At 60.2% G+C, this 23,517-nt stretch carries 22 protein-coding genes and 1 riboswitch; of the genes, 13 read left to right on the plus strand and 9 right to left on the minus strand.

Annotation, left to right across the window (positions count from 1 at the left end):
- Positions 1-8 precede the first annotated feature (8 nt).
- Both OHL16_RS12515 and OHL16_RS12520 read left to right on the plus strand, forming a co-directional pair.
- Complete coding sequence (locus OHL16_RS12515) at positions 9-2,177, plus strand: VWA domain-containing protein (protein WP_263367499.1); 2,169 nt, start codon at positions 9-11, stop codon at positions 2,175-2,177.
- 87 nt (positions 2,178-2,264) lie between these two features.
- Entirely contained in the window at positions 2,265-3,155 is an 891-nt protein-coding gene (locus OHL16_RS12520; RefSeq protein ID WP_263367500.1) for a tetratricopeptide repeat protein, read from the plus strand.
- Positions 3,156-3,162: 7 nt separating this feature from the next.
- On the opposite strand, the gene OHL16_RS12525 is transcribed toward OHL16_RS12520, so the two are convergent.
- The 4 genes from OHL16_RS12525 to OHL16_RS12540 form a co-directional block, all read right to left on the minus strand.
- Positions 3,163-3,351, minus strand: coding sequence for a DUF5522 domain-containing protein (locus OHL16_RS12525; RefSeq protein ID WP_263367501.1), 189 nt, complete (start codon positions 3,349-3,351; stop codon positions 3,163-3,165).
- A gap of 2 nt (positions 3,352-3,353) precedes the next feature.
- Positions 3,354-7,877 carry a DEAD/DEAH box helicase gene (locus OHL16_RS12530; protein WP_263367502.1) on the minus strand — a complete coding sequence of 1,508 codons (4,524 nt, stop codon included), beginning with the start codon at positions 7,875-7,877 and terminating at the stop codon, positions 3,354-3,356.
- 132 nt (positions 7,878-8,009) lie between these two features.
- On the minus strand, positions 8,010-8,591 hold the full coding sequence (locus OHL16_RS12535; protein ID WP_263367503.1) for a KdsC family phosphatase: 582 nt from the start codon (positions 8,589-8,591) through the stop codon (positions 8,010-8,012).
- A gap of 71 nt (positions 8,592-8,662) precedes the next feature.
- Positions 8,663-8,965: a hypothetical protein gene (locus tag OHL16_RS12540; RefSeq protein WP_263367504.1), complete on the minus strand. Its 303-nt coding sequence runs from the start codon at positions 8,963-8,965 to the stop codon at positions 8,663-8,665.
- Between the two features lie 233 nt (positions 8,966-9,198).
- On the opposite strand from OHL16_RS12540, the gene OHL16_RS12545 reads away from it, so the two are divergent.
- Positions 9,199-9,750 carry a DUF6580 family putative transport protein gene (locus OHL16_RS12545; RefSeq protein WP_263367505.1) on the plus strand — a complete coding sequence of 184 codons (552 nt, stop codon included), beginning with the start codon at positions 9,199-9,201 and terminating at the stop codon, positions 9,748-9,750.
- 75 nt (positions 9,751-9,825) lie between these two features.
- Here OHL16_RS12545 and OHL16_RS12550 read toward each other — a convergent pair whose 3' ends face one another.
- Both OHL16_RS12550 and OHL16_RS12555 read right to left on the minus strand, forming a co-directional pair.
- Positions 9,826-10,476, minus strand: a complete 651-nt coding sequence (locus OHL16_RS12550) for a YqaA family protein (RefSeq protein ID WP_263367506.1) — start codon at positions 10,474-10,476, stop codon at positions 9,826-9,828.
- Complete coding sequence (locus OHL16_RS12555) at positions 10,473-11,054, minus strand: MogA/MoaB family molybdenum cofactor biosynthesis protein (protein WP_263367507.1); 582 nt, start codon at positions 11,052-11,054, stop codon at positions 10,473-10,475. Before OHL16_RS12555 ends, OHL16_RS12550 begins: the two co-directional genes overlap by 4 nt.
- A 167-nt stretch (positions 11,055-11,221) precedes the next feature.
- On the opposite strand from OHL16_RS12555, the gene OHL16_RS12560 reads away from it, so the two are divergent.
- The 4 genes from OHL16_RS12560 (at position 11,222) to crcB (ending at position 13,982) form a co-directional block, all read left to right on the plus strand.
- The gene (locus OHL16_RS12560; RefSeq protein WP_263367508.1) at positions 11,222-12,274 is read left to right on the plus strand and encodes a TonB C-terminal domain-containing protein; all 1,053 of its coding nucleotides are present in this window, start codon (positions 11,222-11,224) and stop codon (positions 12,272-12,274) included.
- 7 nt (positions 12,275-12,281) lie between these two features.
- Positions 12,282-12,443 (plus strand): hypothetical protein, encoded by a 162-nt coding sequence (locus OHL16_RS12565; RefSeq protein WP_263367509.1) that lies wholly within the window; start codon positions 12,282-12,284, stop codon positions 12,441-12,443.
- Entirely contained in the window at positions 12,437-13,438 is a 1,002-nt protein-coding gene (miaA, locus tag OHL16_RS12570; RefSeq protein ID WP_263367510.1) for a tRNA (adenosine(37)-N6)-dimethylallyltransferase MiaA, read from the plus strand. The genes OHL16_RS12565 and miaA overlap by 7 nt, the downstream gene beginning before the upstream one ends.
- Positions 13,437-13,524, plus strand: a riboswitch (Fluoride riboswitch). It overlaps the preceding gene by 2 nt.
- A 20-nt stretch (positions 13,525-13,544) precedes the next feature.
- Complete coding sequence (gene crcB, locus OHL16_RS12575; protein ID WP_263367511.1) at positions 13,545-13,982, plus strand: fluoride efflux transporter CrcB; 438 nt, start codon at positions 13,545-13,547, stop codon at positions 13,980-13,982.
- A gap of 77 nt (positions 13,983-14,059) precedes the next feature.
- Here crcB and OHL16_RS12580 read toward each other — a convergent pair whose 3' ends face one another.
- Positions 14,060-14,944, minus strand: coding sequence for a hypothetical protein (locus tag OHL16_RS12580; protein ID WP_263367512.1), 885 nt, complete (start codon positions 14,942-14,944; stop codon positions 14,060-14,062).
- Positions 14,945-15,081: 137 nt separating this feature from the next.
- Here OHL16_RS12580 and OHL16_RS12585 point away from each other — a divergent pair, with 137 nt between their 5' ends.
- Complete coding sequence (locus tag OHL16_RS12585; RefSeq protein ID WP_263367513.1) at positions 15,082-16,299, plus strand: glycine C-acetyltransferase; 1,218 nt, start codon at positions 15,082-15,084, stop codon at positions 16,297-16,299.
- 270 nt (positions 16,300-16,569) lie between these two features.
- On the opposite strand, the gene OHL16_RS12590 is transcribed toward OHL16_RS12585, so the two are convergent.
- Complete coding sequence (locus OHL16_RS12590) at positions 16,570-17,319, minus strand: hypothetical protein (protein WP_263367514.1); 750 nt, start codon at positions 17,317-17,319, stop codon at positions 16,570-16,572.
- Positions 17,320-17,422: 103 nt separating this feature from the next.
- Entirely contained in the window at positions 17,423-17,839 is a 417-nt protein-coding gene (locus OHL16_RS12595) for an ester cyclase (protein ID WP_263367515.1), read from the minus strand.
- Between the two features lie 245 nt (positions 17,840-18,084).
- Between OHL16_RS12595 and OHL16_RS12600 the strand changes: the two genes are divergently transcribed.
- The 5 genes from OHL16_RS12600 (at position 18,085) to OHL16_RS12620 (ending at position 23,061) form a co-directional block, all read left to right on the plus strand.
- Complete coding sequence (locus tag OHL16_RS12600) at positions 18,085-19,560, plus strand: sensor histidine kinase (RefSeq protein WP_263367516.1); 1,476 nt, start codon at positions 18,085-18,087, stop codon at positions 19,558-19,560.
- A gap of 5 nt (positions 19,561-19,565) precedes the next feature.
- Complete coding sequence (locus tag OHL16_RS12605) at positions 19,566-20,018, plus strand: response regulator (RefSeq protein WP_317891059.1); 453 nt, start codon at positions 19,566-19,568, stop codon at positions 20,016-20,018.
- Positions 20,019-20,050: 32 nt separating this feature from the next.
- Positions 20,051-22,267 carry a sigma 54-interacting transcriptional regulator gene (locus tag OHL16_RS12610; RefSeq protein WP_263367517.1) on the plus strand — a complete coding sequence of 739 codons (2,217 nt, stop codon included), beginning with the start codon at positions 20,051-20,053 and terminating at the stop codon, positions 22,265-22,267.
- Between the two features lie 144 nt (positions 22,268-22,411).
- Positions 22,412-22,693 carry an STAS domain-containing protein gene (locus OHL16_RS12615; protein WP_263367518.1) on the plus strand — a complete coding sequence of 94 codons (282 nt, stop codon included), beginning with the start codon at positions 22,412-22,414 and terminating at the stop codon, positions 22,691-22,693.
- A gap of 77 nt (positions 22,694-22,770) precedes the next feature.
- A complete protein-coding gene (locus OHL16_RS12620; RefSeq protein ID WP_263367519.1) occupies positions 22,771-23,061 on the plus strand; it encodes a hypothetical protein in 291 nt (96 codons plus the stop codon).
- The last annotated feature ends 456 nt before the right edge of the window (positions 23,062-23,517 follow it).

Raw genomic sequence — 23,517 nt, forward strand, 5'->3', positions numbered from 1 at the left:
GAGGAGTTATGCGGCGAATCACATCAGCGGTGCTGGCAGGAGTGATGGCAGGCGCGCCGGGCCTCGGTACAGGCTCGGCCATCGCGCAGCAGGCGGCGGGCGACGGCACATTCACCCTGAAGGTGCAGAGCGACATCGTGCTGACGAACGTCGTCGTGCGCGACAAGAAGACCGGCGAGGTGGTGAAGGGTCTGAAGGCAAGTGACTTCACTATCTTTGAGAACGGCAAGCCGCAGAGGATTGAAACCTTCGACTACCAGAACGTAGATGAGGCGGCAGTGCTGCAAGAGAAGTCGACCGTGTCAGGCAAGGCGACGATCGCGGACCTCGTCAACCGGAACTTCGCTACCGACCCTACTCAGCTGAAGGACCACAGGCTGATCGTGATGTTCTTTGACCTGAGCAGCATGCAGCCGGAGGACACGGACAGAGCCGTCGAAGCAGCGCAGAATTACATCAACAAGAAGATGCAGCCTGCCGACCTGGTCGCGCTGGTGAGCATGTCGACCGGGCTGACCATGGACCAGGACTTCACTTCAGACAAGACCACGCTGCTGAAGGGCGTAGGAAAGTACAACGGGAGCGAGGGCACGGGGTTTGTGAACGGAAGCGAGGGCGGCGACTCGAGTGGCACGTCGGATGACGCCTCGAGTTATACGGCCGATGACAGCGAGTACAACGCGCTGAATACAGACCGGGAGTTGTATGCAATTCGTGCGATTGCGAAGAGTCTGGAGCGGGTCGATCAGCGCAAGAGCCTGCTGTACTTTTCGGGCGGGCTGACGCGGCAAGGCATCGAGAACCAGGCGAGCCTGCGCGCGGCGACGAACGAAGCGGTGAAGGCGAACATGGCGATCTACAGTGTGGACTCGCGCGGACTGCAGGCGCTGAATCCGGTGGGCGATGCCTCGAAGGGAAGCCTGCGCGGGACGGCTGCGTATAGCGGGGCGGCGATGCAGAGCCAGCTTGACTCGAACTTCGGCTCACAGGAACTGCTGGCGACGCTTTCCAGCGACACCGGAGGAAAGGCATTCTTTGATTCGAACGACTTTGCTCCCGCATTCCAGCAGATCCAGCATGATACCGAGGCTTACTACATCGTCGGGTTCCGCTCGACGAACACGGCGCGGGATGGAAGTTTCCGGCGATTAACGGTGAAGCTGAACCGCAACGACGTGAAGCTGGAGTACAGGCCGGGATACTATGCGGCAGCCGACTTCCAGCACCAGAAGAACGAAGACCGCGAACAGGTGCTCAACGACGAGCTGAGGAGCGACCTCCCAGCCACCGATGTGGCGGTCTACTTGCAGGCGCTTTACTTCAGGATCGAGGACAACCGCTTCTTTGTGCCGGTGTCGCTGATCGTGCCGGGCTCGCAGATTCCCTTCCTCAAGAATGGCGACCGTGACAAGGCAAACATCGACATCCTCGGTGAGGTGAAGAATGCGCAGGGCATCATCGTCGGCAACGTGCGCGATACGGTGAAGCTGGCGCTGGACCAGTCGCAACAAGTACAGCGAAAGAACATCCAGTACTCGACAGGCTTTACACTGGCGCCGGGACGGTACCACGTGAAGTTTGTGGTGCGCGAAAACCAGACGGGGCGGCTGGGAAGCTTCGAGACCGACCTGCAGGTTCCGGATATGAAGAAGACTCCGCTGAAGCTGAGCTCGATTGTGCTGGCAAGCCAGCGAACTCCGAACACGACGAAGAAGACGGTAAATCCGCTGGTGCGCGATGGCGTGGAGTGGATTCCGAATGTTGCGCATGTCTTCCGTCAGGACCAGCATCTCTACTTCCTGTATGAGGTTTACGATCCGGCACGGCAGAAGACAGATGCCGCGACGCCGGCTCCGTCGCCTGGGCTGACGCGGCGGCCGGGCGGCGCGGTGCGAGTGTTGACGAGCATTGAGTTCATGACCGGCGGCGTGAAAGTGTACGAGACTCCGTTGGTGGAGGCCGATGCAATCAATACTCCTGAGCGGGGGGCGGTGGCGTTCCAATTCGATGTGCCTCTGGCGCAACTGAAGCCGGGGACGTACGTTTGCCAGGTGAACGTGATCGACGACGCGGGCGGGAGCTTCAGCTTCCCCAGGCTCGCGTTGCGCGTGCAGGGGCCGGCAACTCAAGCCCCTGCAACAACTGCAACGGCCTTGGTGGAGGCACCTGCGCAGTGACGAATCCCTGCTTTCGAGTGACGAGGGACTGTTGACAGTGGGGTGACGGAGGCGGATGATGATGGCGTACTTTGTCGGAGGTATGCCATGATTCGGCTCTTCCGCTCGTCGCTTCCCTACATCTTCTTTGGAATCCTGCTTTTATGTGCCCCGTTGTGTGCGCAGAAGCCTCTCAGCCACGAAGAGGCGCGTGCTCTGGACCATGAGAATCCGACGTGGGGGTTGGTGGTTCATCACCTTCCCGATCCGACCACGGCAACGGCTGCGCAGTTGGAGACGGCTTCAGATGTGTTGCGCGCGAGGCGATTCCTCGAGGACGCCCTGGATTACCTCGGTTATGCGATGCAACGCGGCGGCAATCAGACAAGACTACTGAACAAGATGGGCATTACGGAACTGGAGCTGCGACGCCCAGAGCAGGCAAGGTTGTACTTCCAGCGCGTGGTGAAGATTAATAAGAAGGACTCCGAGGGATGGAACAACCTGGGTGCGATCGAATATCTCGAAGGCCGCTACAACTATGCCATCTCGAACTACAAGCGTGCGATCAAGCTGGACAAGAACGCGGCATCGTACCACTCCAATCTGGCCACAGCGTACTTCGACAAGAAAGACTTCAACAGCGGCCGGAAGGAGTACGAGATTGCGCTTAAGATCGATCCCGGGATGCTGCAACACCATGGAACCGCTGGCACTACGACTCGGATGCTCTCGCCGGAGGACCACGCGCGATTCTGCTATGAACTGGCGCGGCTCTACGCGGGGCTCGGCGACGAGCAGAATATGCTGCACTACCTGACCATGTCGAGCGAGTCGGGGTTCGACGTGCTGCACGAGATGGGCTCGGACGGAGTGATGGGGAAGTATCGCAAGGACCCGCGAGTGCTGTTGCTGGTGAAGAATGCCACCGACCTGCGCAGCCGGACCTCGCTTGCCGATGCAGCGCCTCTTCCACCTCTGGCTCCGGATAAGAAGTAGGTCAGGCTCAACGATAAGGACAGTGGCGGCAACCGGAGTTGCAGCAGTAGCCTCGCTTGAGGTGATAGGCCGCCGTGAAGACGAGGTAGGGGCCTTCATAGTAGAAGTCCTCGGGCGTGAGAGGTTGCGCTGCGTCGCGCGAGGTTTCTCCTGCCGGAGATGAGGGGTCGGTCGCGGGCTCAGTGGGGTCAGGCATCGCTAGAACAAGGGTAGTTCTGTTGGTGGGGTCGTGGGAAGAATTGAAGAGGTGATGGCTGGTGCGAGCGGCCCGGTTGCGGGTTCGTAGGCTTGCGTCTCGTCGGAGTGGAGCGAGCCGTTGCGGTAGAGGACCTGGCGCCCGGAGATCGCAGGAACGCGCTCGCCCGGAAGGATGATGCCGGCGAGGTTGGCAGGGTCGGCGGCCGAGACGGTGATGATGGCGGAGCAGTCGCGGGAGCGCGCGGCCCGGAGGGAGTCGACGGCCTCGGGGAGTGTGTATTGTTCGCCTCCGAAGGCGGTGACGAAGCGACCGCCGCGGAGTTCGCCACGGGCTTCGAGCCGGCGGAGGATGCCCAGAAGGTCGCGCCACTTGGGAGCATTGGATTCGCGGGTGAGCAGATCGCGGAAAAGGATGCCGTAGCGGGCGAGGAGCATGCGAGCGTAGGACTCGAGCGCGGATTCGGTGCGGCGGGCTTGCTCGATGGCGGTGGGTGCGGCGTGGGCCTCTTCGGTGAGGAGCGACCAGCGGCCTGCAGTGCTTCGCGATGGGCGCTTGCCCTGGGGGCCATTGGTCACTGCGGACTTGCGGCGGGGGTCCATGATGGCGCGAAGCTGGTCGTAGCCGTCGGCGGCGGCGAGGCCTGCTGTAGCAAGCTCCCAGAGGGCGCGCTGGGTCTGCTGTTTCGAGAGACTGAGGATGCGCTGGATGTCGTTGGCGAAGCATGCTCCGCGATCGAGGAGGAGCGAGCGGACCTGGAGGGCTTCTGGGCTGAGCGACTGCTGGAGGCGTGGCTCTTCGACGCGCTCACGGGCCAGTGCGTGGGGCAGCCAGTCGGCGGTTTCGCGGATGTAGAAGGTGATGGGCGCGGCGTTGGTGGGGATGACGCGGCGCGGCGCGCCTCCGTCGGCGGCGGACCAGGCCGGATGCGGCGAGATGCGACCCCAGCCAACTGCTCCGGAGAGGCAGAGTGCGTCGAGCCAGCGGGGGTCGTAGTTGGCGACTCGCGCGGGGAGCAGCGTGCGTTCCCACTCGATGGCGGGGGCCTCGAAGCCTTCGAGCTGGTGCAGAGCTTCGAGTACGCCCTCTTCGCCTGAGAGCTGCGTCTGTGGCGCGAGGTGTTGCCAGCCGAGCAGCCAGCGCATGTAGACGGCAGGCGTGACGGGCTCGATCTGCTTGCGCAGCGTGTGGAGCGTGCGGCGATGAATGCGCTGCAGGATGCGGCGCTCGCACCACTCGATGTCGTGATCGTGCGTGGGCTTGTGCCGCTCGAAGACGCCGCGCATGAGCAGGCCTTGCATCTCCATCGCGAGGAAGGCCTGGAAGATTTCGGAGGGATTGAGCGCAAGGTGTTCCGCGAAGGTATTGGCAGTGGTCGGGCCGAGGATCTGAACCCATCCCTGAACGCATTGCTTGATGGCCTGTTCTTTGGCGACTCCATTAGTTATTTTTTCCTGAAGCATTTGTGGCGCTTCGGACAAAATGCGGGGGTTCTTCGCTTCGCTCAGAATGACGGCATCTAGGGTAGTGATTGAGGAAGCTGCTGTCGGTGGCCAGAGATTGGCTACGTGGACGGCACGCTCGGCGGAGGTCCAGCAGGGGATGCCGTTGCAGTCGATGGTCTGGGCGCGTCCGTTGCGGGTCAGTCGGTCGTAAAGCGTGGGCCAGTGGCGGGATTCGGGGTTGTCCGCAAAAAAGGCGATGGGGAGCGCGACGAGAGAGTGGAGGAGGTCATGTAGCTCGTGCTCGTCGCGGATATCGGGCCAGCACTCGCGGCGAATCTCGTCGATGGCGCTCTGATCGAGGCGGCCTGCTTCTTCGAGGACGCTTGCGGGCAGCGTGCGCGAGAGCGAGACGGCGCGGGCGCGGCGCTCTTCCAGACCGGCCTCGTCGAGGAAAGCGTAGGGGTTGGCGTTGAGGAGCTCGTGGGCGAACTGCGAGGGCACGGGCGTGTCGACGGCGAGACAGCGGATGGTGCCGTCCTTGATGGCGCGGAGGACTTCGATGAGACCTTCAAGGTCCATCGCCTCCTGCAAAACATCTCTCATCACTTCGTCAACGAGAGGATGGTCGGGGATCTGGATGTCGCCTTCGATGTTTTCGAAGCAGGCGGCGGCCTGCGGAAAGACGCTGGCGAGGAGGTCTTCGGAGCGCGTGCGCTGGATCTGCGGAGCGATGCGTTTGCCCTTGGAGAAGCGCAGAAGCTGCAGGCTGCGGCCGGCGGCCCAGCGCCAGCGAGTCTTGAAGATGGGCGAGGCGAGAGAGGCCTGTTCGAGCAACTCCTTCGCGGTGTGCTCGGTGAGGAACTGGAAGACATCGGCGAGCGGGAAGCTATGCTGCTCGGCGAGGGCGATGTTGATGCCGTTGTCGGTGGCAGCGGCTTGAAGCTCGAAGTTGAATCCGCGGCAGAATCGCTTGCGCAGCGCGAGCCCCCAGGCCTTGTTGATGCGGCCTCCGAAGGGAGCATGCAGGATGAGCTGCATGCCGCCGCCCTCGTCGAAGAAGCGCTCGGCGATGATGGTGGTCTTCGACGGTACGGCTCCGAGAACGGCGCGTCCGGTGACGATGTACGCGATGAGCTGTTGCGCGCCGCTGGGACAGAGGCCGCAGTTGGCCATGATCCATTGAGCGGCGGTAGCGACCTCGGGGTCAGCGGGTGAGATGTAGCCGGGGGTGACGTTGGGTGTCAGTGCGGAGATGTGTTCGCGCAGTTCGCCGACGCCAGTGGAGAGGACCGCCGTGCGCTGCGGAGCTTCGCCGAACCAGAAAGGGAGCGTTGGCGAGGCACCGTGGGCGTCTTCGACGAGGACGCGCCCGGCAGCCTCGATACGCTGAATACGCCAACTGGTATTGCCGAGCAGAATGACGTCGCCAGGCGAGGAGTCGACGGCAAAGTGCTCGTCCAGCGTGGCGATCTGCACACCTTCGGGTTGCAGGATGACGGAGTAGAGGTTTGTCTCGGGAATTGCACCGCCGTTGGTGATGGCGATCATGCGTGAGCCGCGCCGCGGGTGGAGCTGACCGTGGATGCCATCGCGGAGAAGATAAGCGCCGTAGCGGCCTCGGCTGGACTCGATGCCGTTGGCGAGGAGGGTGATGATCTCGTCGAAGCGCGCATGGGTGAGGTTGCGATAGGGATATGCGCGCGTGAGCATGCTGTAGAGCGCGTCTTCGTCCCATGGTTCAGCCCCGCAGGCTGCGACGATCTGCTGCATGAGGACGTCGGTGGGCTCGGGTGGGATCTCAAGCTGGTCAAGTTCGCCGGAGCGCATCTTGCGGATGAGCGCGGCCTGTTCGAGCATGTCGTCGCGCGTGGTGGCGAAGAAGCGGCCTTTGGGGATGGCTCCGCGCCAGTGTCCGGCGCGGCCGATGCGCTGCATCGCAACGGCAACAGCGCGAGTGGTGGCGATCTGGCAGACGAGGTCGACGTCGCCGATGTCGATGCCGAGCTCGAGCGATGCTGTGGCGATGAGGATCTTTATTTCGCCGTTCTTCAGCCGCTGCTCGGCATCGAGGCGGAGGGTGCGCGAGAGCGAGCCGTGGTGCGCGGCGACGTTCTCCGAGCCGAGGCGCTCGGCGAGGGCGAAGGCGATCTTCTCGACGAGGCGGCGGGTATTGACGAAGACCAGCGTTGAGCGATGCGTTTCGGTGTAGGCGGCGAGTTTGTCAAAGATCTCTTCCCACATCTTTGTGGTGAGGACGGAGCTGAGTTCGTCGCTCGGAACTTCAATCGCGAGGTCTAGCTCACGGCGCTGGCCTACCTGCACGATGTTGGCAGGCTTGCGGTTTTCGTGGACGCCGGTGAGGAAGTCGGCGACGAGCTTGATGGGATTCTGCGTGGCAGAGAGGCCGATGCGCTGCGGCGGCGTGGTGAGGCCGGTGAGGAAGGCTCCGGGCGAGAGGCGGTTTTCGCCGCAGACCAGCGAGTCCAATCGCTCAAGAGAAAGGGCGAGGTGGGCTCCGCGCTTGTCGTCGGCTACAGCGTGGATCTCGTCGACGATGACGGTGTGGACGCGGCGGAGGTGCTCGCGCGACTTGCCCGCGGTGAGAAGGATGTAGAGCGATTCAGGCGTGGTGACGAGGATGTGCGGCGGATTACGCAGCATGGCGGCGCGCTCTTTGGGCAGCGTGTCGCCGGTGCGGACCGCGGTGCGAATTTCGGTGGAGAGGTAGCCGCGTTCGAACGCAAGCTGCTGAATCTCGCGCAGGGGCTGGTCGAGGTTCTTCTGGACGTCGTTGGAGAGCGCCTTGAGCGGGCTGACGTAGACGACCTGTGTCGTGGGCGCGAGCGTTCCTGCGATGGCATCGCGGAGGAGCCTGTCGATACAGACGAGGAATGCGGCGAGGGTCTTGCCGCTTCCGGTGGGCGCAGAGATGAGCGTAGCGTCTCCGGCGAGGATGCTGGGCCAGCCCTGCTCCTGCGGCTCGGTGGGCGAGCCGAACTTCGAGAGGAACCACTCAGCGGTGACGGGATGCGCCCAGGCAAGTGAGGTCGGGATCGCGAGAGCTTCGGCGGCCTGGGGCATGCCGTATTCTAGCGCGGATTTGTTCGATCTTTATTCGCCGGGATTTAGCGAGTTAGCCAGTCAGCGGGTTAGCAAGTCAGCGCGATTCTGAGCGGCTGAAGCAGATGCTGACTCGCCGACTGGCTAACTCACCTACATATTGCCCACGCCAACATCGGCGACTTCCGCCGCCTTGTTCTCCTCGTCGAGGTACTGCTCGATGACCTTGGCAAGGCTTCCCTGGGCGGAGAGGATGAAGTCGATGGCGTCGCGGCCTGCCCCCTGGCCGCCGGGGTTGGGTGTGATGTAGTGGGCGACGTCCTTGACCTGCTGGCGGGCGTTGGCTGTGGCGATGGCGAGGCCGCACTCGCGCATGACGGGAAGATCGACGATGTCGTCGCCCACGTAGGAGAGCTGGTCGAGGGTGAAGCCGGTCTTCGCGAGGATATCGCGGATGGCGTTCATCTTGTGTGCCTGGCCCTGGTAGACGAACTCGAGCTTGAGATCGCGGGCGCGGATGGCGACGGTCTGCGAGTTGCGCTTGGTGATGATACCGATGCGCAGGCCACCGAGACGGCCGAGCGTGATGCCGAGGCCGTCGTGCGCGGCGAAGCCTTTGGATTCGATTCCCTTGCCGTCGGGGCCGGGGAGGACGAAGATCTGGCCGTCGGTGAGGGTGCCATCGACGTCGAAGATGAGAACTTTGATGTTTTTGGCGCGTGCTTCAGAGGTCATACGTTGATGATAGCTTGGCGGGCCTGAAGGTCGAAGCACAGGACTGCCCGGCGTCCATCAGCCTGGGCGGTTTAGTAGTAGCGCCAGTGGCCCTCGATCCAGACATAACCGCGCGACGTGGCGCGCCAGTGGCCCGGCACCCAGATGCGACCACTAGGCGGACGCAAATACTGTTCCGGAAACCAGACATAGCGGCCCCCATACCAGCGGTAGTAGCCGTCCTGCCCGGCGTAGCCCGGGAGCGTAGGAGGGATGACTGCGCGTGATGGCGGTGGCGGAGCAATCCTAGGATAAGGAGGCGGCTGCGCGTGCGCCATCGCGATGGCCAGTGTGAGAGCAACACCACTGGCAACGGCAAGTGGTTGCTTCCTCATTCGGTCTCCTTACTGTTGACTAGGACGTCGATTTCGGCGTGGACGTGGCCTGTTCGCCCCCACTGTGCTGGAAAGACTCGGAGTGTTCATTGGGGAAAAGGGGGAGGTGGTTGATGATCTTCATTCCTCTGACTTTGCCGGAAGGCGGTGTCCGGGTTGACCCCGTTGCTGGTAAAGTTTGACAATCATAGAGCATGCGCTCACGCGCATCTCTTCTTCCCTCGAGGTTTGTCATGGCTGCCTATCTTGTCCTCTTGTTCGCCGTTCTGAGCCGTCTTCTGCCGCATGCCTTCAGCACCACCAGCGTCGGGTTTACGGCGGTTGGCGGCGGTCTGCTGTTCTTTGGCGCGCGTCGCAGCCGCTGGCATGCGATTGCAGCCGTGCTCGCGTTGATGGCGACCGACTATTACCTGACCACCCATGTCTACAGCTTTGCGTTTCACCCGAGCGCTTATCTGGTGACCTGGGCGTGGTACGCGGCGGTCTCCCTGATAGGACATGAAGTGCTTCAGGGCAAGCCCTCAATGCTGCGCGTTACGGGCGCGGTGCTGGCCTCCTCGACGTCGTTCTTCGTGCTGAGCAACTTCATGGTCTGGATCGGCGACGGACTCTATCCGCACACGGTCTCGGGGCTCGCGACCTGCTACGTCGCGGCGATTCCGTTCTATGCGAATGATGTGATGTCGACGGCGGTGACGGCGGGCGCGCTGTTTGGACTGCCGGTGCTGGCGGCCAACATCGCCGAGAGCGTTCGCGAGGCACAGAACAGCCAGCGCGCTGCGTAATCACTATCCTGACAGGAAGCAAAGAGGGCTGCGGAATCTTCCGCAGCCCTCGTTTATTTCGGCATCGCCGACTGTTTAGACGTCTCCTTCGACGGGGAACTGGGTTCCGCGGCGGCGAAGAGCTTGTGCGATGTACACCCCGAGCAGGACGAGGAGGGTTCCTACGCCTGCGAGGACAATTCCAGCGTGGCGGTGGAACTCGCGGCTGACAGTGTGGACGATGGCTGGACCGTAGACGACGGTGATGATGGCAAAGAGCAGGAAGCGGATCAACTTCCCACAGAAGATGGCGGCGGCGAAGGGGAAGGGCTTCATCTCGAAGACGCCGGCGGCGAACTCGAAGAGCTTGAGCGGGAAGGGTGGTGGGATCATGGCCGGAATGGCGATGACGAAGAACTCCTGCCGCTCGAAGCGGTCGCGGAGGTGCTCGTAGCGCTCCCGGTTGATGCGTTTCAGCAGGAAAAGCTCTCCGCCGGCGCGGCCGATGTAATACGGGATGAGGCTTCCCAGCGCGGAGCCGAGGGCGGCGACCAGGCAGTAGAGCAAAAGGCGGGAGTGGTCTGCGGCGACGTAGCCGATCAGGACCAGGTCCATCGTTGGCGGGATGGGAAAGAGCCCGGCGTCGACGAAGGACAGGCCGCCCAGCCCCCAGAAACCGAAGGGCTTCAGCAAGGCCATCGTCATGATGCCAGCTTTGCGGAACCAGATGACAGGATGAAGTTTCACGAGTGCTTCTCCGAGTCTACTCGCCCGGATATGGCCGGTTCATCACAGTGGTGCGAATCTGGAGCCTGGCTGGCCGACGCGGAGACAGCGGGAGGGTGGGCAGTACGGCCTGCAAGGAGGTCGAGTGCGTGCGGAAGAAGATCCAGGATGGCCTCCAGCGAGCTGCGTGCACCGGCTGGGCTACCCGGGAGGTTGACGATGAGTGTGCCGCCTGCGCTTCCGCAGACGGCACGGCTGAGCGCGGCGAAAGGCGTGTGACGAGCTCCTTCGGCGCGCATGCGCTCGGCGAGGCCCTCGATGAGACGGTCGCAGACCATCCGCGTGGCCTCAGGGGTGACATCGCGCGGCGCGAGCCCCGTTCCTCCGGTGGTGACGATCAGCTGGGCTTTGCCGATGTACCGCCTGAGGACAGAGGCGATTTGCTCGACCTCGTCGGAGACGGTCTCGGCAACGACGGCAGCTCCGGCGGCTTTGAGGATTCTCGATACAGAGGGGCCGGAGAGGTCATACTGCTCGCCGCGGGAGCAGCGGTCGCTGACGGTGAGAACAACGGCGGGCGTATCGACAGGAAAAGGCACCTGCTTAGTCTACGACTTAGCTCCCCCATTTGGGTCAGACCCCGGGGGGCGGCAAAGATGAGAAAATATATGGATGACGCAAACTCGGGCGGGCAGCCCGGGTTAAGACTTTCGTACCCTTTAGCCAGGAAACTTTCGCGTCACGAAGCCGTCAGATCAACGAACCGATGCCAACACTCGAGACGCCTCCCAACCCCGCACCACCCTCCCCGCCTGTTAAGGTGCGTAGTTCCCGCTATGGCGACCTCGAAGAGCATGAGCTGATCCATCTTCTGGACACGCTGGACGATGAGCGCTCACGTGCAAGGTTCCGCGAGGCCGTCTACATCTCGATCATCATCTGGCTGGCAATTGCCTGGTTTGTGCTGTACGGCCCGCAGGTCATCTTCCACCAGCCCCGCCTGATCAATCCGGCCGACGTGTTGAGAGAGCGTGACAAGCAGCAACTGACCTATCTGGACATGCCGAACGATGTGTCCAAGGCGCTGCCGAAGAAGCCGAGCAACGTCATCAGCGATAAGGACCGCGTGCAGCAGACGGCGAAGCCGACGCTGGACAAGAAGACGCTTGAGCAGCTTCAGGCCATGCGCCGCGCGGGTGAGCCTTCTCCCGCGCCTTCAGCACCGGCTCCGCAGCCCGCGCAGCAGCAGTCGCAACAACAGGCTGAACAGCCGTCTGCGCCCCAGCCTTTGCCGCAGCATCCTCCACAACAGCAGCCGATAGTCGATGCACCGAGACCCGCTCCCACCAGGCCGAACTTCGGCAGCCAGACGCAATCCGCAGGCGACGCCATTCGACAGGCAGCCGAGCAGGCGGCGCGGAGCCGGGGTCAGGGCGGCGACTTCGGAGCCAATGCGCCGGTGGCCCATGGCGGGCTGAACACCGGTGTCGAGGTGCTGTCGGACACGATGGGCGTAGACTTCGCTCCGTATCTGCGACGGATCCTCGGCGACATCCGCAGGACGTGGGTTCCGCTCATCCCCGAGGAGGCGCGGCCTCCGTTGAACAAGCAGGGCGAGACGCTGATCCGCTTCACGATTCTCCCCGATGGCAGAATCGGCGAGATGCACCTTGAGGCCTCCACACACGACCAGGCGATCGACCGCGCGGCGTGGGGCGGCATCACCGGCGTCGGCCAGTTCCCTCCCCTGCCGAGCAACTTCAAGGGGCCGAACCTCGAGTTGCGCATCGCCTTCCTCGTCAACAAGAATCCGGAGTAGTCTCTGGATGCCTGACTCGACCCCTCAGTCTTCCTCACAGGACGAACAGCAGGAGCGCCGCCGCCAGCTTCGCGGGCTTATCTTTCTTGCAATGGCTGTGCTGGTGTTCAGTCTGCTGCGAGCGGGCATCCATCACGTCTTTACACCGGGCTGGTGGCGGGTATGGTGAAGCATCGATCGCATGGTCGCGATGAGGTCCCGCTGATAGTGCTGGTGGGCCCCACGGCGAGCGGAAAGACTGCGCTGGCGCTGCGGCTGGCCGAGGAGTTCGACGGCGAGATCGTAAGCTGCGACTCGGTTGCGGTGTACCGCGAGATGGAGATTGGCACGGCCAAGCCAACCCACGAAGAGCGCGCGATGGTGCCGCACCACATGATCGACGTAGCGTGGCCGGACGAGCCCGTAACGGCGGGCGACTACAGCCGTCAGGCCCGTGAGGCTCTGCGCGGAATCGCCGAGCGCGGGCATCTGCCGATCGTTGCGGGCGGCACGGGACTGTATCTGAGGGCGCTGATCGACGGACTCTTTCCTGCTCCGCCGCAAAAGCCAGGGCAGCGCGAGAGGCTGCGAGAGATTGCCGCGAAGCGAGGGCCGGCGTATCTGCACCGCATGTTGCGGCGGCTTGATCGAGCGGCCGCCGAGGCCATCCATGAAAACGATGTTCCGAAGGTCGTCCGCGCGATCGAAGTCTCGCTTGCCGCCGATGAGCCTCTAACGGAGCAGTGGCAGAAGGGACGCGATGAACTCAAGGGATACCGCATACTGCGGCTTGGGCTGAACCCTCCGCGGCAGCGGTTGTACGAGCGCATCAATCAGCGGGCGGCGGCGATGTTCGACCGCGGACTCGTCGAAGAGATAGAACGGCTCATCGAGCGCTACGGAGCCGAGTGCCGTTCGCTGGGATCGCTGGGATATGCCGAGGCCGCTCAAGTGTTGCGGCGCGAACTCAGCCGTGAAGACGCGGTCGCCAGGGCGCAGCAAGGCCACCGCAACTACGCCAAACGCCAGCTCACGTGGTTTCGGCGCGAGCGGGAGATGCACTGGCTGAACGGATGCGGAGGCGATGATGAGGTCCTTGCCGAAGCGCGCGCGCTGGTAGCGGCTCATCTCGACAAGGGCGAGCGTGATTTGGACTTGCGCGAGGCGACCGGTAGGTTACAGTAATGGCAACGGGAATGAGGTCTCCCATCAACCGCCCATCATCAGACCAAGATGGGAGACCAAGATGGGCTGATGACTTCTGCCAAATTGATTTCCATATGAGGAGAGGTTGAGGCAGATCATCATGACCTATCTCTGGATCGCTCTCGGCAGCGCACTCGGTGGGGTCCTGCGGTACGCAATCACCCGTGCCACCCTGAACATCGACAACGGTTTTCCTTACGGCACTGTACTGATCAATATCATCGGGTGCTTCGTCATCGGCTTCTTCGGCACGTTGACACTGCACGGTGACAGGTACTCTGTACCCGATCACATCCGCCTGTTCGTCATGGTAGGCATCTGCGGAGGCTTCACGACCTTCTCGTCTTTCAGCCTGCAGACGTTCGACCTGATGCGCTCCGGGGCATGGGGGCGAGCTCTGGCGAATGTTGTCGCGTCAGTCGTGCTCTGCTTTCTCTCGGTAGCGGCCGGGCACATGGCCGCGCATCGCGCGGTGGCACGCGAAGAGATCGCGCAGAACCGCGTTGAGGAGTACACCGGCTGACCTCGCTTCGGAATTTCATGGGAAAGGCCCATCCATCGTGGATGGGCCTTTCGCTTGCAAAATTGCTGCCGAGAAAGCTACGAGGGGTGCACGACCAGGTCGTCCGCCAGCTTGAAGCGGACGATGGACTCCGATGGGATGTCGAGATCGCGGTTGCCGGTGAGTCCGGCTGTCGCGGTGCCTGCGCCAGCGCCGGCCAGTCCACCGATCAACATACCGCTGCCGCCGCCGGCTACTCCGCCAAGCAACATGCCCAGCCCGGTGCCGCCGCCGATGAGGGCCGCAGAGCGCTTGCCCTTACCCTTCTTCGTGCGAGTCAGGTCAGAGGAGGCGATGGGGTAGCGAGTGCCGTTAAGCGTGAGCGACGTCAGACGAAGCTCGAGGATCGACGCGCCTTTGAAGCGGCCGCGGCTGTGGGATGCTTCGATCACGCCGCCCACAGGCGTTCCCTTGGGGATGATGACGCCGTTGCCTTCGCCGCGGAGGACGGGATCGACAACTTCACCGTCGAAACGGTCTCCTGCCCGGCTCGTCTTGACGCTGATGTGCTGATTGATGCGGATGGCGAGCGTCGTTCCCGCGGGAACCCTGACCTCAGCTGGAGCAACAACAGGTGCTCCACGAGGAACAGGGGCAACTGCGGGCTGAGAGACGGATGCGGTGGTGGGCTGCTCTGCAGGAGTTCCCGGAGCTACAGCCGGTGAATTTGCCGGAACTGTCGTGGCTGGGGTTACGGTGGTCGTGATGGCCCCGGTGGTCTGCCCGGGAGCCGGTGGCTGGATGGTGGTTGTGGTGACGTTGCCAGCTTTGTCAGCAGTGATGACCTGCTGGGGCTGTCCGGTTGCTGCTGCCACCTTCTTTGCCTGTTCGATGGCGGCGTCCTGTTTGGATTGGCATCCGGTAAACAGCGTAAGCGCAAGCCCTATGGCTGCGGCTGGTATCAGTCTGTGGGGAGGGATCATCGTACGAGCCTTTCTTGACTCAGAATTTGTGACTACATCGGCGCAGAAAAATGAGCTGATCCGCCTGCGCCTATATCTCTAGGATGCCACGTCGAAGCACGAGACTGCCTGCCGTGTGCGGGTTTACGATGGTTTCTATGACCACTTCAGCCGCAACCCGCCCGCAACTTGCACATCTTACAGCACAATTGAACGATCTCAGGCAACGCGGGACCTACTTTCGGCTTCGCGTTCTCGAAGATGAGCAGGGCCCCGTCTGCACGTACGACGGGAAAAAAGTCATCAATCTTGCGAGCAACAACTATCTCGGTCTGTGCGATCATCCGAAGCTGCGCGAGGCAGCCATCGCTGCGACGGAGAAGTTTGGCGTAGGCTCAGGCGCCGTGCGCACCATCGCCGGTACGATGCGCATCCACATGGAACTGGAGGAGAAGATCGCGGCCTTCAAGGGCGTGGAGGCCTGCGTGGTCTTCCAGTCGGGCTTCACGGCAAATGCAGGTACAGTCTCGAGCATTCTTGGCAAAGAAGACTTCATCATCTCCGATGAGCTGAATCACGCGAGCATCATCGATGGCGCGAGGCTCTCGCGCGCGAAGATCAAGGTCTTCCGCCATAAGGACGTCGCTCACGCAGAGGAGATCTTGAAAGAGATTCAGAACGAGCCCGGGCGAAAGCTCGTAATCACCGATGGAGTGTTCTCGATGGACGGCGACATCGGCCCGGTCGACAAACTCTGCGACGTGTGCGACAAGTACGGCGCGATCATGATGGTCGACGACGCGCACGCAAGCGGCGTTCTGGGACGCAATGGGCGCGGCTCAGTCGATCACTTCGGCTGCACGTCGCGCGTGGATGTGCAGGTAGGTACACTGTCGAAGGCGATCGGCGCGTTGGGCGGCTACGTCTGCGGCAGCCGCGACCTGATCGAATATCTGTATCACCGCGCGCGACCGTTCCTGTTCTCGACCTCGCATCCGCCTTCGGTCGCGGCGTCGTGCATCGCTGCCTTCGACCTGCTGGAGACGGAGCCTGAGCGCATCGAGCGGCTGTGGTCGAATACGCGCTACTTCAAGGAGCAGCTTACCGCGACTGGCTTCGACACTGGCGGGCGAACGACTCCTGCGAGCGAGACTCCGATTACACCGATCATCATCGGAGACGGACGCAAGACGATGGAGTTCAGCAAGACCCTGTTCGACGCCGGAGTGATGGCGACGGGAATCGCCTTCCCCACGGTTCCTGAGGGCAAGGCGCGCATTCGCACCATTATGACGAGCGAGCATAACCGCGAGCAGATCGATCGGGCACTCGAGACCCTGACGACCGTCGCGCGCAAAATGGCAATTCTCAACTAGCGCTCTCACGCCGAGGATGCTTGATGCCACGATGGCGTGAGTGGAAGGTGTAGAAGCAGTCCAGACAGCGCCAGGGATGGAGTCCCAGGCGTCGCGCGATGACGCGCTCGAAGAAGCTCTTGCGCGTAATGCGCGTTGTACGAAGCGAGCTGCACTGCTTGCAGACAACTCTACTATTTTCTGAAAGCATGGTGTGTTGCTTGCAGATTATAAGCAATTCTCTGCCTCTTGTAGTAGTAAATTCAGCAATTTAGAGGCAGGAGCAGAGATTTAGCGAGCGGCTGGGGAGCGGGGGTCGGTGCTCAGGTCGGCTCGGTAGCGCATGATCCAGGTGTCTCGGTGCTGGGTGAGTTCCTTTGCGACGCTATGCCAGGCGGTGCGCTGGCCTACGGACATGTTGGATTCGATGGGGTCGGGCTGGTCGAGTTGGGCGAAGTTTTTGAGGCGGGTGACGATGAGGATTCGGTCGGGGCTCTCGCCTACGGTAGTAGTGAAGACCTCGAACTCGATGAGGTTGGCCTTGCGGGCGGCGGGAAGCATGAAGTCGTGGACGGCTTTGAGGAAGGCGGCGGAGGTGCCGGGGCGGAGGCGGTACTCGGTGAAGTAGCTGGTGGGGTATTCGGCGTTGGAGGCGGTGGGAAGGGTCGAGAGGTCGCGGTGGAGGGCGATGGCGGACTCGTGGTTCGAGGCGATGGGCGGGACGCGGCGGGCGCTGAGAGCCTTGGCTTCTTCGGGGGTGAGGCCCTTGTCGGTGTACTTGCCCTGGTCGTAATGGATGAAGGAGGCGAAGGGCAGGACGGTGAAGTAGCGATCGGACTGGCCGAAGGTGGCGGTGGAGAAGATGAGGCAGGCGGGCGCTCCACCTTTGACGACGGCGGCGCAGTAGTCCTTCTGGGCGGATTCGAACTGGCCGGCGGTGCCGGAGTGGATGATGGTCTCTTCGAGGAGGGCATTGCTGATGTTGGATTGGGCGGCGAGAGGGATGGTCAGGGTGAGAAGTGCCAGGGCCAGTGGACGCATGAGGTTATGGTCGATGGTGGTTGGACTTCGGTCAAGAGATTCTTGAAGGGAGCGCCCTGCGAAGGGTTCGAGCTGGGGCACCCGGTTTCATGGCCCACCTAGTCTATTTGCCCTGAAGCTGGAGGGTCATTTTTGTGAGATCCATGAAGTTCCATCCGTCGATGAGTTTGCCATCCCGGCAGGTGATGAAGGACGAACCGCCGAGGGTGGTTTTCTTTCCACTGGCTGGGAAGCCTAGCGCGTCGCCGTTATGAGTCATCGTGCAGGTCCAGCGGATCGCCACGCGATCTCCTTCGGCAATCAGGTCGTCGATGTCGATGTGGATGCCGGAGAAGGCACCGTGGAACTGGCGATGGATGGTTTTGAAGTCTCCGGGGCCGTGGAGGACTGACTCGGGCTCGGGGAAGCCGTAGGCTTTGCCCTGTGGGTGGAAGAGTTCGTCGATAGTCGATTCCCTGCCCTGGTTCCAGACTTCTTCGAACCAGCGTCTTGCGAGGGCCTTGTTCGCCTGCTCTGACATGACAGCCTCCTCGGTGCGGGAAAGATTAGCACGGGGCTCCAACGAGCACACGAGATAGGGTATTGTAAGGCCACTGCCTTCTGGGCCCACTCGAGCGGTCCTTTTTCGATTTTCCGAAGGGCAAGCGCGACTCCATGCAGCAGGGTAAGAGAGCGCTTGAGGCGGAAACGCCAAACCTCCATGTGCGGACGAGAAGAATCAGCAGCGATTGAGCGAGTCAAGCCATGGCGCGGCAGGAACCCTCAATGCGGAAGACCCTACCTTGGATGCTGCGGTACGGTCTTGCAGTCGCGTCCGTTGCGACAGCACTCGGGGTAGCACTGCTCCTGCACCACTTTCAATTTCGTGGTCGGGAACTTTCGCTTTTCCTGTTTGCGGTAGCGATCACCGCCTGGAATGCCGGAGTGGGACCTGCAGTCGTGTCGATTGTGCTTTCGACCGCTTCCTTCGATTACTTCTTCGTGCCGCCCCTTTACAGCTTCTATTTCACTTTTTCCGATCTTCCGTCCCTTATCATTTTGGTGCTGATCGCGGCGCTCGTTACACGTTTTAGTTCCCTTCGGCACCGAGTCGAGGCAGACCTTCGTCAAGCTCGCGACGAGCTCCAAATTGAAGTAGAGGAACGAACCCAGCAGGCCAGCCTGCTCAATCTCACACATGACACCATTTTCGTCCGTGACATGAGTGACATCATTACGTACTGGAATCGAGGGGCTGAGGAGTTGTACGGGTGGACGGCAGAGGAGGCAATCGGGAAGAACAGTCACCAACTCCTGCAGACAGAATTTCCGATACCGATCGAGGACGTTCGCGCGGAGTTGCTGCGCACCCGCCGGTGGGAAGGCGAACTCCGGAAGACGAAAGCTAACGGGTTCAGGGTGGTGGTGGCAAGCCGATGGTCTCTGCGTCGAGACGAGCAGGGGCGTGCCGTTGCGATCCTGGAAACCAATAATGACATCAGCGATCGGAAGCGACGGGAAGAAGAGATTCGCCAGCTCAACGACGAGCTTGCGAAAAGAACCACCGACCTCGAAGCCATTAACAAGGAATTGGAGGCGTTTGCTTATTCCGTATCGCATGACCTGCGTGCGCCTCTTCGGCATGTGGCCGGATATACAGAGCTGCTTCAGAAGAATTCCTCGTCAGTCCTGGATGAAAAGAGCCACCGATATATGGCGACGATCCTGGAGGCGGCGAAAAAGATGGGCAACTTGATCGACGATCTCCTGGCCTTTTCGAGAATTGGACGCACGGAGACGCGCGAGACGACGGTCAGCCTGGAAGAACTTGTAAAGGAAGTTCTAGGCGAAGTGCAGGAGGAGACAGATGGTCGCAATATTGCCTGGAGAATCGGCCCATTGCCCAATTTGTATGCCGACCGTTCGATGCTAAAGCTTGCGCTGGTCAATCTCATTTCCAATGCTGTGAAATTCACACGGACACGCCCGCAAGCCGAAATTGAAATAGGATGTACGGCAAAGGAAGAGGATGGGGTTGTGGTGTTTATCCGGGACAACGGAGTTGGCTTTGATATGAAGTATGTCAACAAGCTATTTGGCGTATTTCAACGTCTTCACCAGTCTGATGCATTTGAAGGCACTGGCATAGGTCTGGCTACCGTGCAACGTATCATCCATCGTCACGGAGGCAGAGTCTGGGCTGAGGGCTTTGTGGATAGAGGTGCGACCTTTTTTTTCTCAGTTCCTGGCCAAAGGAGATAGAGATTATGGACATGTTAGGACGCATCTTGATGGTGGAGGACGACCCTAAGGACGTGGAGCTTACTCTGATGGCTCTGGACGAATACAAACTTGCTAATGAGGTTGTTGTCACTCGCGATGGGGAAGAGGCCCTGGACTATCTTTATTGCCGCGGAAACTTCAGTGCGCGTACCAGCGGGAATCCTGCTGTCCTGCTGCTCGATCTAAAGTTGCCTAAGGTTGACGGATTGGAGGTGCTGCAGCAGATCAAGTCTGATGAGAAGCTGAGAATGATTCCCGTGGTGGTGCTGACCTCGTCGCGTGAGGAAAAAGACATGGTGGCGAGCTATAGACATAGTGTGAACGCCTATGTAGTAAAACCAGTTGATTTTCACGAGTTTGTCAATGCCATCAAGGAGCTCGGGATCTTTTGGGCGATTGTCAATGAGCCGCCACCGGGAAGCATAAAAAGGAATTAGCGGATTCGAGAGTTGAAAGATCGGAGATGACTGTGAAATCTCCCTTGAGCATTCTGTATCTTGAAGATGATCCCAGCGACGCAGGACTTGTTCAGGCACTGCTCGAGTCAGAGGGTGTCGCTTGTTGTGTAACCCGTGTTGAGACTCAGGTTGATTTCCAGGCTTCACTTGAACAGGGCGGGTTTGACCTGATCCTGGGAGATTACACCCTTCCCTCCTTCGACGGCATTTCGGCATTGAAGATCGCAGTGGAGAAGCGCCCGGAAGTGCCGTTTATCTTTGTTTCTGGAACCCTGGGCGAGGAAGTGGCGATCGAAGCGCTCAAGATCGGGGCAACAGACTATATTCTCAAGTCTCGACTGTCGAGGATACTGCCCTCAGTGCAAAGAGCATTACGCGAAGGCCAGGAAAGAGCCGAGCGTAAGTCTGCAGAGGAGGCGCTGCGACGGAGTAAGGCTTACTTAGCTGAAGCGCAGCGACTGAGCCACACAGGCAGCTTCGGCTGGGATGTTTCCAGCGGAGAGATCTACTGGTCTCAAGAGACCTTTCGGATATTTGGATACGATCCAGCATCCGGGATTACGATTGAAAAAATAGTGCAACGAACTCACCCGGAAGACAGAGGGGCGGTGCAGCAATTAATCGAACGCGTTTCACGCGAGAGGGAGGAGTTCGATATTGAGCATCGGTTGCTGCTGCCTGATGGATCCGTCAGATACCTACGAGTCGTGGGTCATCCCTCAAGAAACGAGTCGGGCAACTTTGAGTTTGTGGGAGCGGTCACGGACATCACCGAGCGCAAGCAGGCAGAAGAAGAGTTGCGTCGAAGCGAGAGTTATCTGGCGGAAGCACAGAGGCTTTGCCATACAGGCAGCTTCGGCTGGGATGTTTCCAGCGGAGAGATCTACTGGTCTCAAGAGACCTTTCGGATATTTGGATACGATCCCGCATCCGGGATTACGATTGAAAAAATAGTGCAACGAACTCACCCGGAAGACAGAGGGGCGGTGCAGCAATTAATCGAACGCGTTTCACGCGAGAGGGAGGAGTTCGAATTTGAGCATCGGTTGCTGCTGCCTGATGGATCCGTCAGATACCTGCGAGTCGTGGGTCATCCCTCAAGAAACGAGTCGGGCAACTTTGAGTTTGTGGGAGCGGTCACGGACATCACCGAGCGCAAACGGGCGGCAGATGAACTTCAGGAAGCGTTTAACGAAATCAAGAAACTGAAGGACCAGCTATATAAAGAGAACATTGCGCTAAGGGAAGAGATCGATAAGGTATCGATGTTCGAGGAGATCGTAGGCGAGTCCCCGGCGCTTCAAGCAGTTCTTGCGCGTCTCGCCAAAGTTGCGCCTTCCGATTCCACCGTTCTCATAACCGGCGAGACGGGAACGGGTAAAGAACTCATTGCTCGCGCCATCCACAAACGATCGCGGCGCTCCTCAAGGGCCTTTGTGAGTGTGAATTGTGCTGCCATCCCTGCAACGTTGATCGCCTCGGAGCTGTTCGGTCACGAGAAGGGAGCCTTCACTGGAGCAATGCAGCGCCGGCTAGGCCGGTTCGAGCTAGCTCAAGGGGGAACGATCTTCCTGGATGAGATCGGTGAACTGCTTCCGGAGACTCAAATCGCTCTGCTGCGCGTTTTGCAGGAGCGCGAATTTGAGCGTGTCGGCGGAGATCGATCCATCCAATCCGATGTTCGTGTGATTGCCGCCACCAACCGCGACCTGCAGGCTGCCATCGCTGCGGGCACCTTTCGTAGCGATCTGTTTTACCGGCTGAGCGTTTTTCCGATTGAGATTCCTGCTCTGCGCGAACGCAGAGAAGACATTCCCCTGCTGGTGGAGTACTTCATCGATCGCTATGCAAGAAAAGCGGGGAAGAAGATACGGACCGTAGAGAAGAGCACCATGGAAATGCTGCAGTCATATTACTGGCCTGGAAACATTCGTGAACTACAGAACGTAGTTGAACGCTCCGTGATTGTTTGCGATGGGGAGAATTTCTCCATCGACGAGAGTTGGCTTTCGCGACAGCCTTGTGCAGTAGAGCTGAAGAGCCCGCTTGACCTCTCCGAAAAGCTTGCCACTCAGGAGAAGGAGATCATCGAGGCGGCTTTGGCGAAGACCGCAGGCATGGTGTCCGGACCTTCAGGTGCGGCGACTATGCTGGGCATTCGCGCTTCTACGTTAGAGTCAAAGATTCGGTCGCTGAAGATCAACAAGTTTCGCTTCAAGACAAGTTAGGTCCAACCGGCTTCCACTGAGAATCCAGCTGTTTGTTCGCGAGATTTCGCGAAATCGCGATCGATCGCGACCTTTTGGCGATTAATACTGGTACTTTCAATAACTTGCGACTGGCAACCGAATTGCATTCTCCAGGGGCGAAGAATGGTTGCAAAGAAGGTAGCCATGCTGAAGATCCAGAGATCAGCAAACGGAAACGTGGTCTTGTTGAGCGGCCGAATGGACGCTGAAAATGTAGCCGAGTTGAAAAAACTGATCAGCTCAGAAGCTAACAGTCACCGCATGGTTCTGGATCTAGAAGACTTAACGCTCGTGGATCGAGAGGCCGTCGGTTTTCTCCAACTCTGCGAAGCGGACAACATCGAACTCAAGAATTGCCCAGCATATATCCGCGAGTGGATTACGAGAGAACGACGGGGAAGCTAGGGGTTCATTGGGGAAAAAAGCGCAGGTCCGGGATCGGCAGGGTGCGACTGCTGTACTCCGTGATCAGGGAGGATGTTATGGAACATACTGGAGCTTCGACATCGAGTTGGTTGATGGCGGAACTGAACGGCAATGAACAGCTAGCGGTAAATGTTGAGTCTCACGAGCAATTTCGCCTCCGCGCCCTCATTGCTGAGTTGCTATGCGAGAATCAAACCCTTCGTTTCGACATCCGCAACACCCGGGACAAGCTAGAAGAAGTAGAAGCAACAGTGTTTAGGGTCGGGTCGTCAGACTGCTTCTGCACCTCGACCGAGGCGTTGATGGTCTTACGTTCTCTCTTTCAGAGAGAGGATCAATACGCCTAGATATCCCCCTCCGTCGAATTTTGCGCAAAATCTTCATTTTATTGCGCTTAGCTTTGGACTTATGGTGGAAAGTATTGAATCTAGAGACTTGCATATTGCAAGGTCTTCAAAATACAGCGGTTAACGAGAAAAGCCCCGGATGGTCGGGGCTTTTTGCTGCTGCGATCTGAGTTCTATTTTAGCAAATTCGCTGAAACTGCTCTGCCAACTCTATCCGGTTTGTTTTTATGGGTTTAAGTGGTTTGGGGGCTTGACAGGATTTCTGAGCGTTATTCGCGGGATTAGCCGGTCGAGCATCCTGCGAAGGTTCGAGCCTCGCTCGAATGACCCACCTTAGGCGCTTCGCGCCGCAGATGAGGCGCCCGAATCTGTGGCTGGGCGAGATTTGGGCCACCCAGCCTCGAATGCCCACCCCAGGCTTTGCGCGCCGGAGATGGGGTACCCTTCGTTGTTGGG

The organism is Edaphobacter bradus, from assembly GCF_025685645.1.
GTDB lineage: Bacteria > Acidobacteriota > Terriglobia > Terriglobales > Acidobacteriaceae > Edaphobacter > Edaphobacter bradus.

Coding starts and splice junctions, on each gene's coding strand:
- OHL16_RS12540 (WP_263367504.1), bottom strand. CDS start 8,965: ATGAGGAAGCAACCACTTGCCGTTGCCAGTGGTGTTGCTCTCACACTG.
- OHL16_RS12525 (WP_263367501.1), bottom strand. CDS start 3,351: ATGCCTGACCCCACTGAGCCCGCGACCGACCCCTCATCTCCGGCAGGA.
- OHL16_RS12595 (WP_263367515.1), bottom strand. CDS start 17,839: ATGTCAGAGCAGGCGAACAAGGCCCTCGCAAGACGCTGGTTCGAAGAA.
- miaA (WP_263367510.1), top strand. CDS start 12,437: ATGGTGAAGCATCGATCGCATGGTCGCGATGAGGTCCCGCTGATAGTG.
- OHL16_RS12580 (WP_263367512.1), bottom strand. CDS start 14,944: ATGATCCCTCCCCACAGACTGATACCAGCCGCAGCCATAGGGCTTGCG.
- OHL16_RS12605 (WP_317891059.1), top strand. CDS start 19,566: ATGGACATGTTAGGACGCATCTTGATGGTGGAGGACGACCCTAAGGAC.
- OHL16_RS12520 (WP_263367500.1), top strand. CDS start 2,265: ATGATTCGGCTCTTCCGCTCGTCGCTTCCCTACATCTTCTTTGGAATC.
- OHL16_RS12600 (WP_263367516.1), top strand. CDS start 18,085: ATGCGGAAGACCCTACCTTGGATGCTGCGGTACGGTCTTGCAGTCGCG.
- OHL16_RS12585 (WP_263367513.1), top strand. CDS start 15,082: ATGACCACTTCAGCCGCAACCCGCCCGCAACTTGCACATCTTACAGCA.
- OHL16_RS12535 (WP_263367503.1), bottom strand. CDS start 8,591: ATGACCTCTGAAGCACGCGCCAAAAACATCAAAGTTCTCATCTTCGAC.
- OHL16_RS12620 (WP_263367519.1), top strand. CDS start 22,771: ATGGAACATACTGGAGCTTCGACATCGAGTTGGTTGATGGCGGAACTG.
- OHL16_RS12560 (WP_263367508.1), top strand. CDS start 11,222: ATGCCAACACTCGAGACGCCTCCCAACCCCGCACCACCCTCCCCGCCT.
- OHL16_RS12545 (WP_263367505.1), top strand. CDS start 9,199: ATGGCTGCCTATCTTGTCCTCTTGTTCGCCGTTCTGAGCCGTCTTCTG.
- OHL16_RS12530 (WP_263367502.1), bottom strand. CDS start 7,877: ATGCCCCAGGCCGCCGAAGCTCTCGCGATCCCGACCTCACTTGCCTGG.
- OHL16_RS12565 (WP_263367509.1), top strand. CDS start 12,282: ATGCCTGACTCGACCCCTCAGTCTTCCTCACAGGACGAACAGCAGGAG.
- OHL16_RS12615 (WP_263367518.1), top strand. CDS start 22,412: ATGGTTGCAAAGAAGGTAGCCATGCTGAAGATCCAGAGATCAGCAAAC.
- OHL16_RS12515 (WP_263367499.1), top strand. CDS start 9: ATGCGGCGAATCACATCAGCGGTGCTGGCAGGAGTGATGGCAGGCGCG.
- OHL16_RS12590 (WP_263367514.1), bottom strand. CDS start 17,319: ATGCGTCCACTGGCCCTGGCACTTCTCACCCTGACCATCCCTCTCGCC.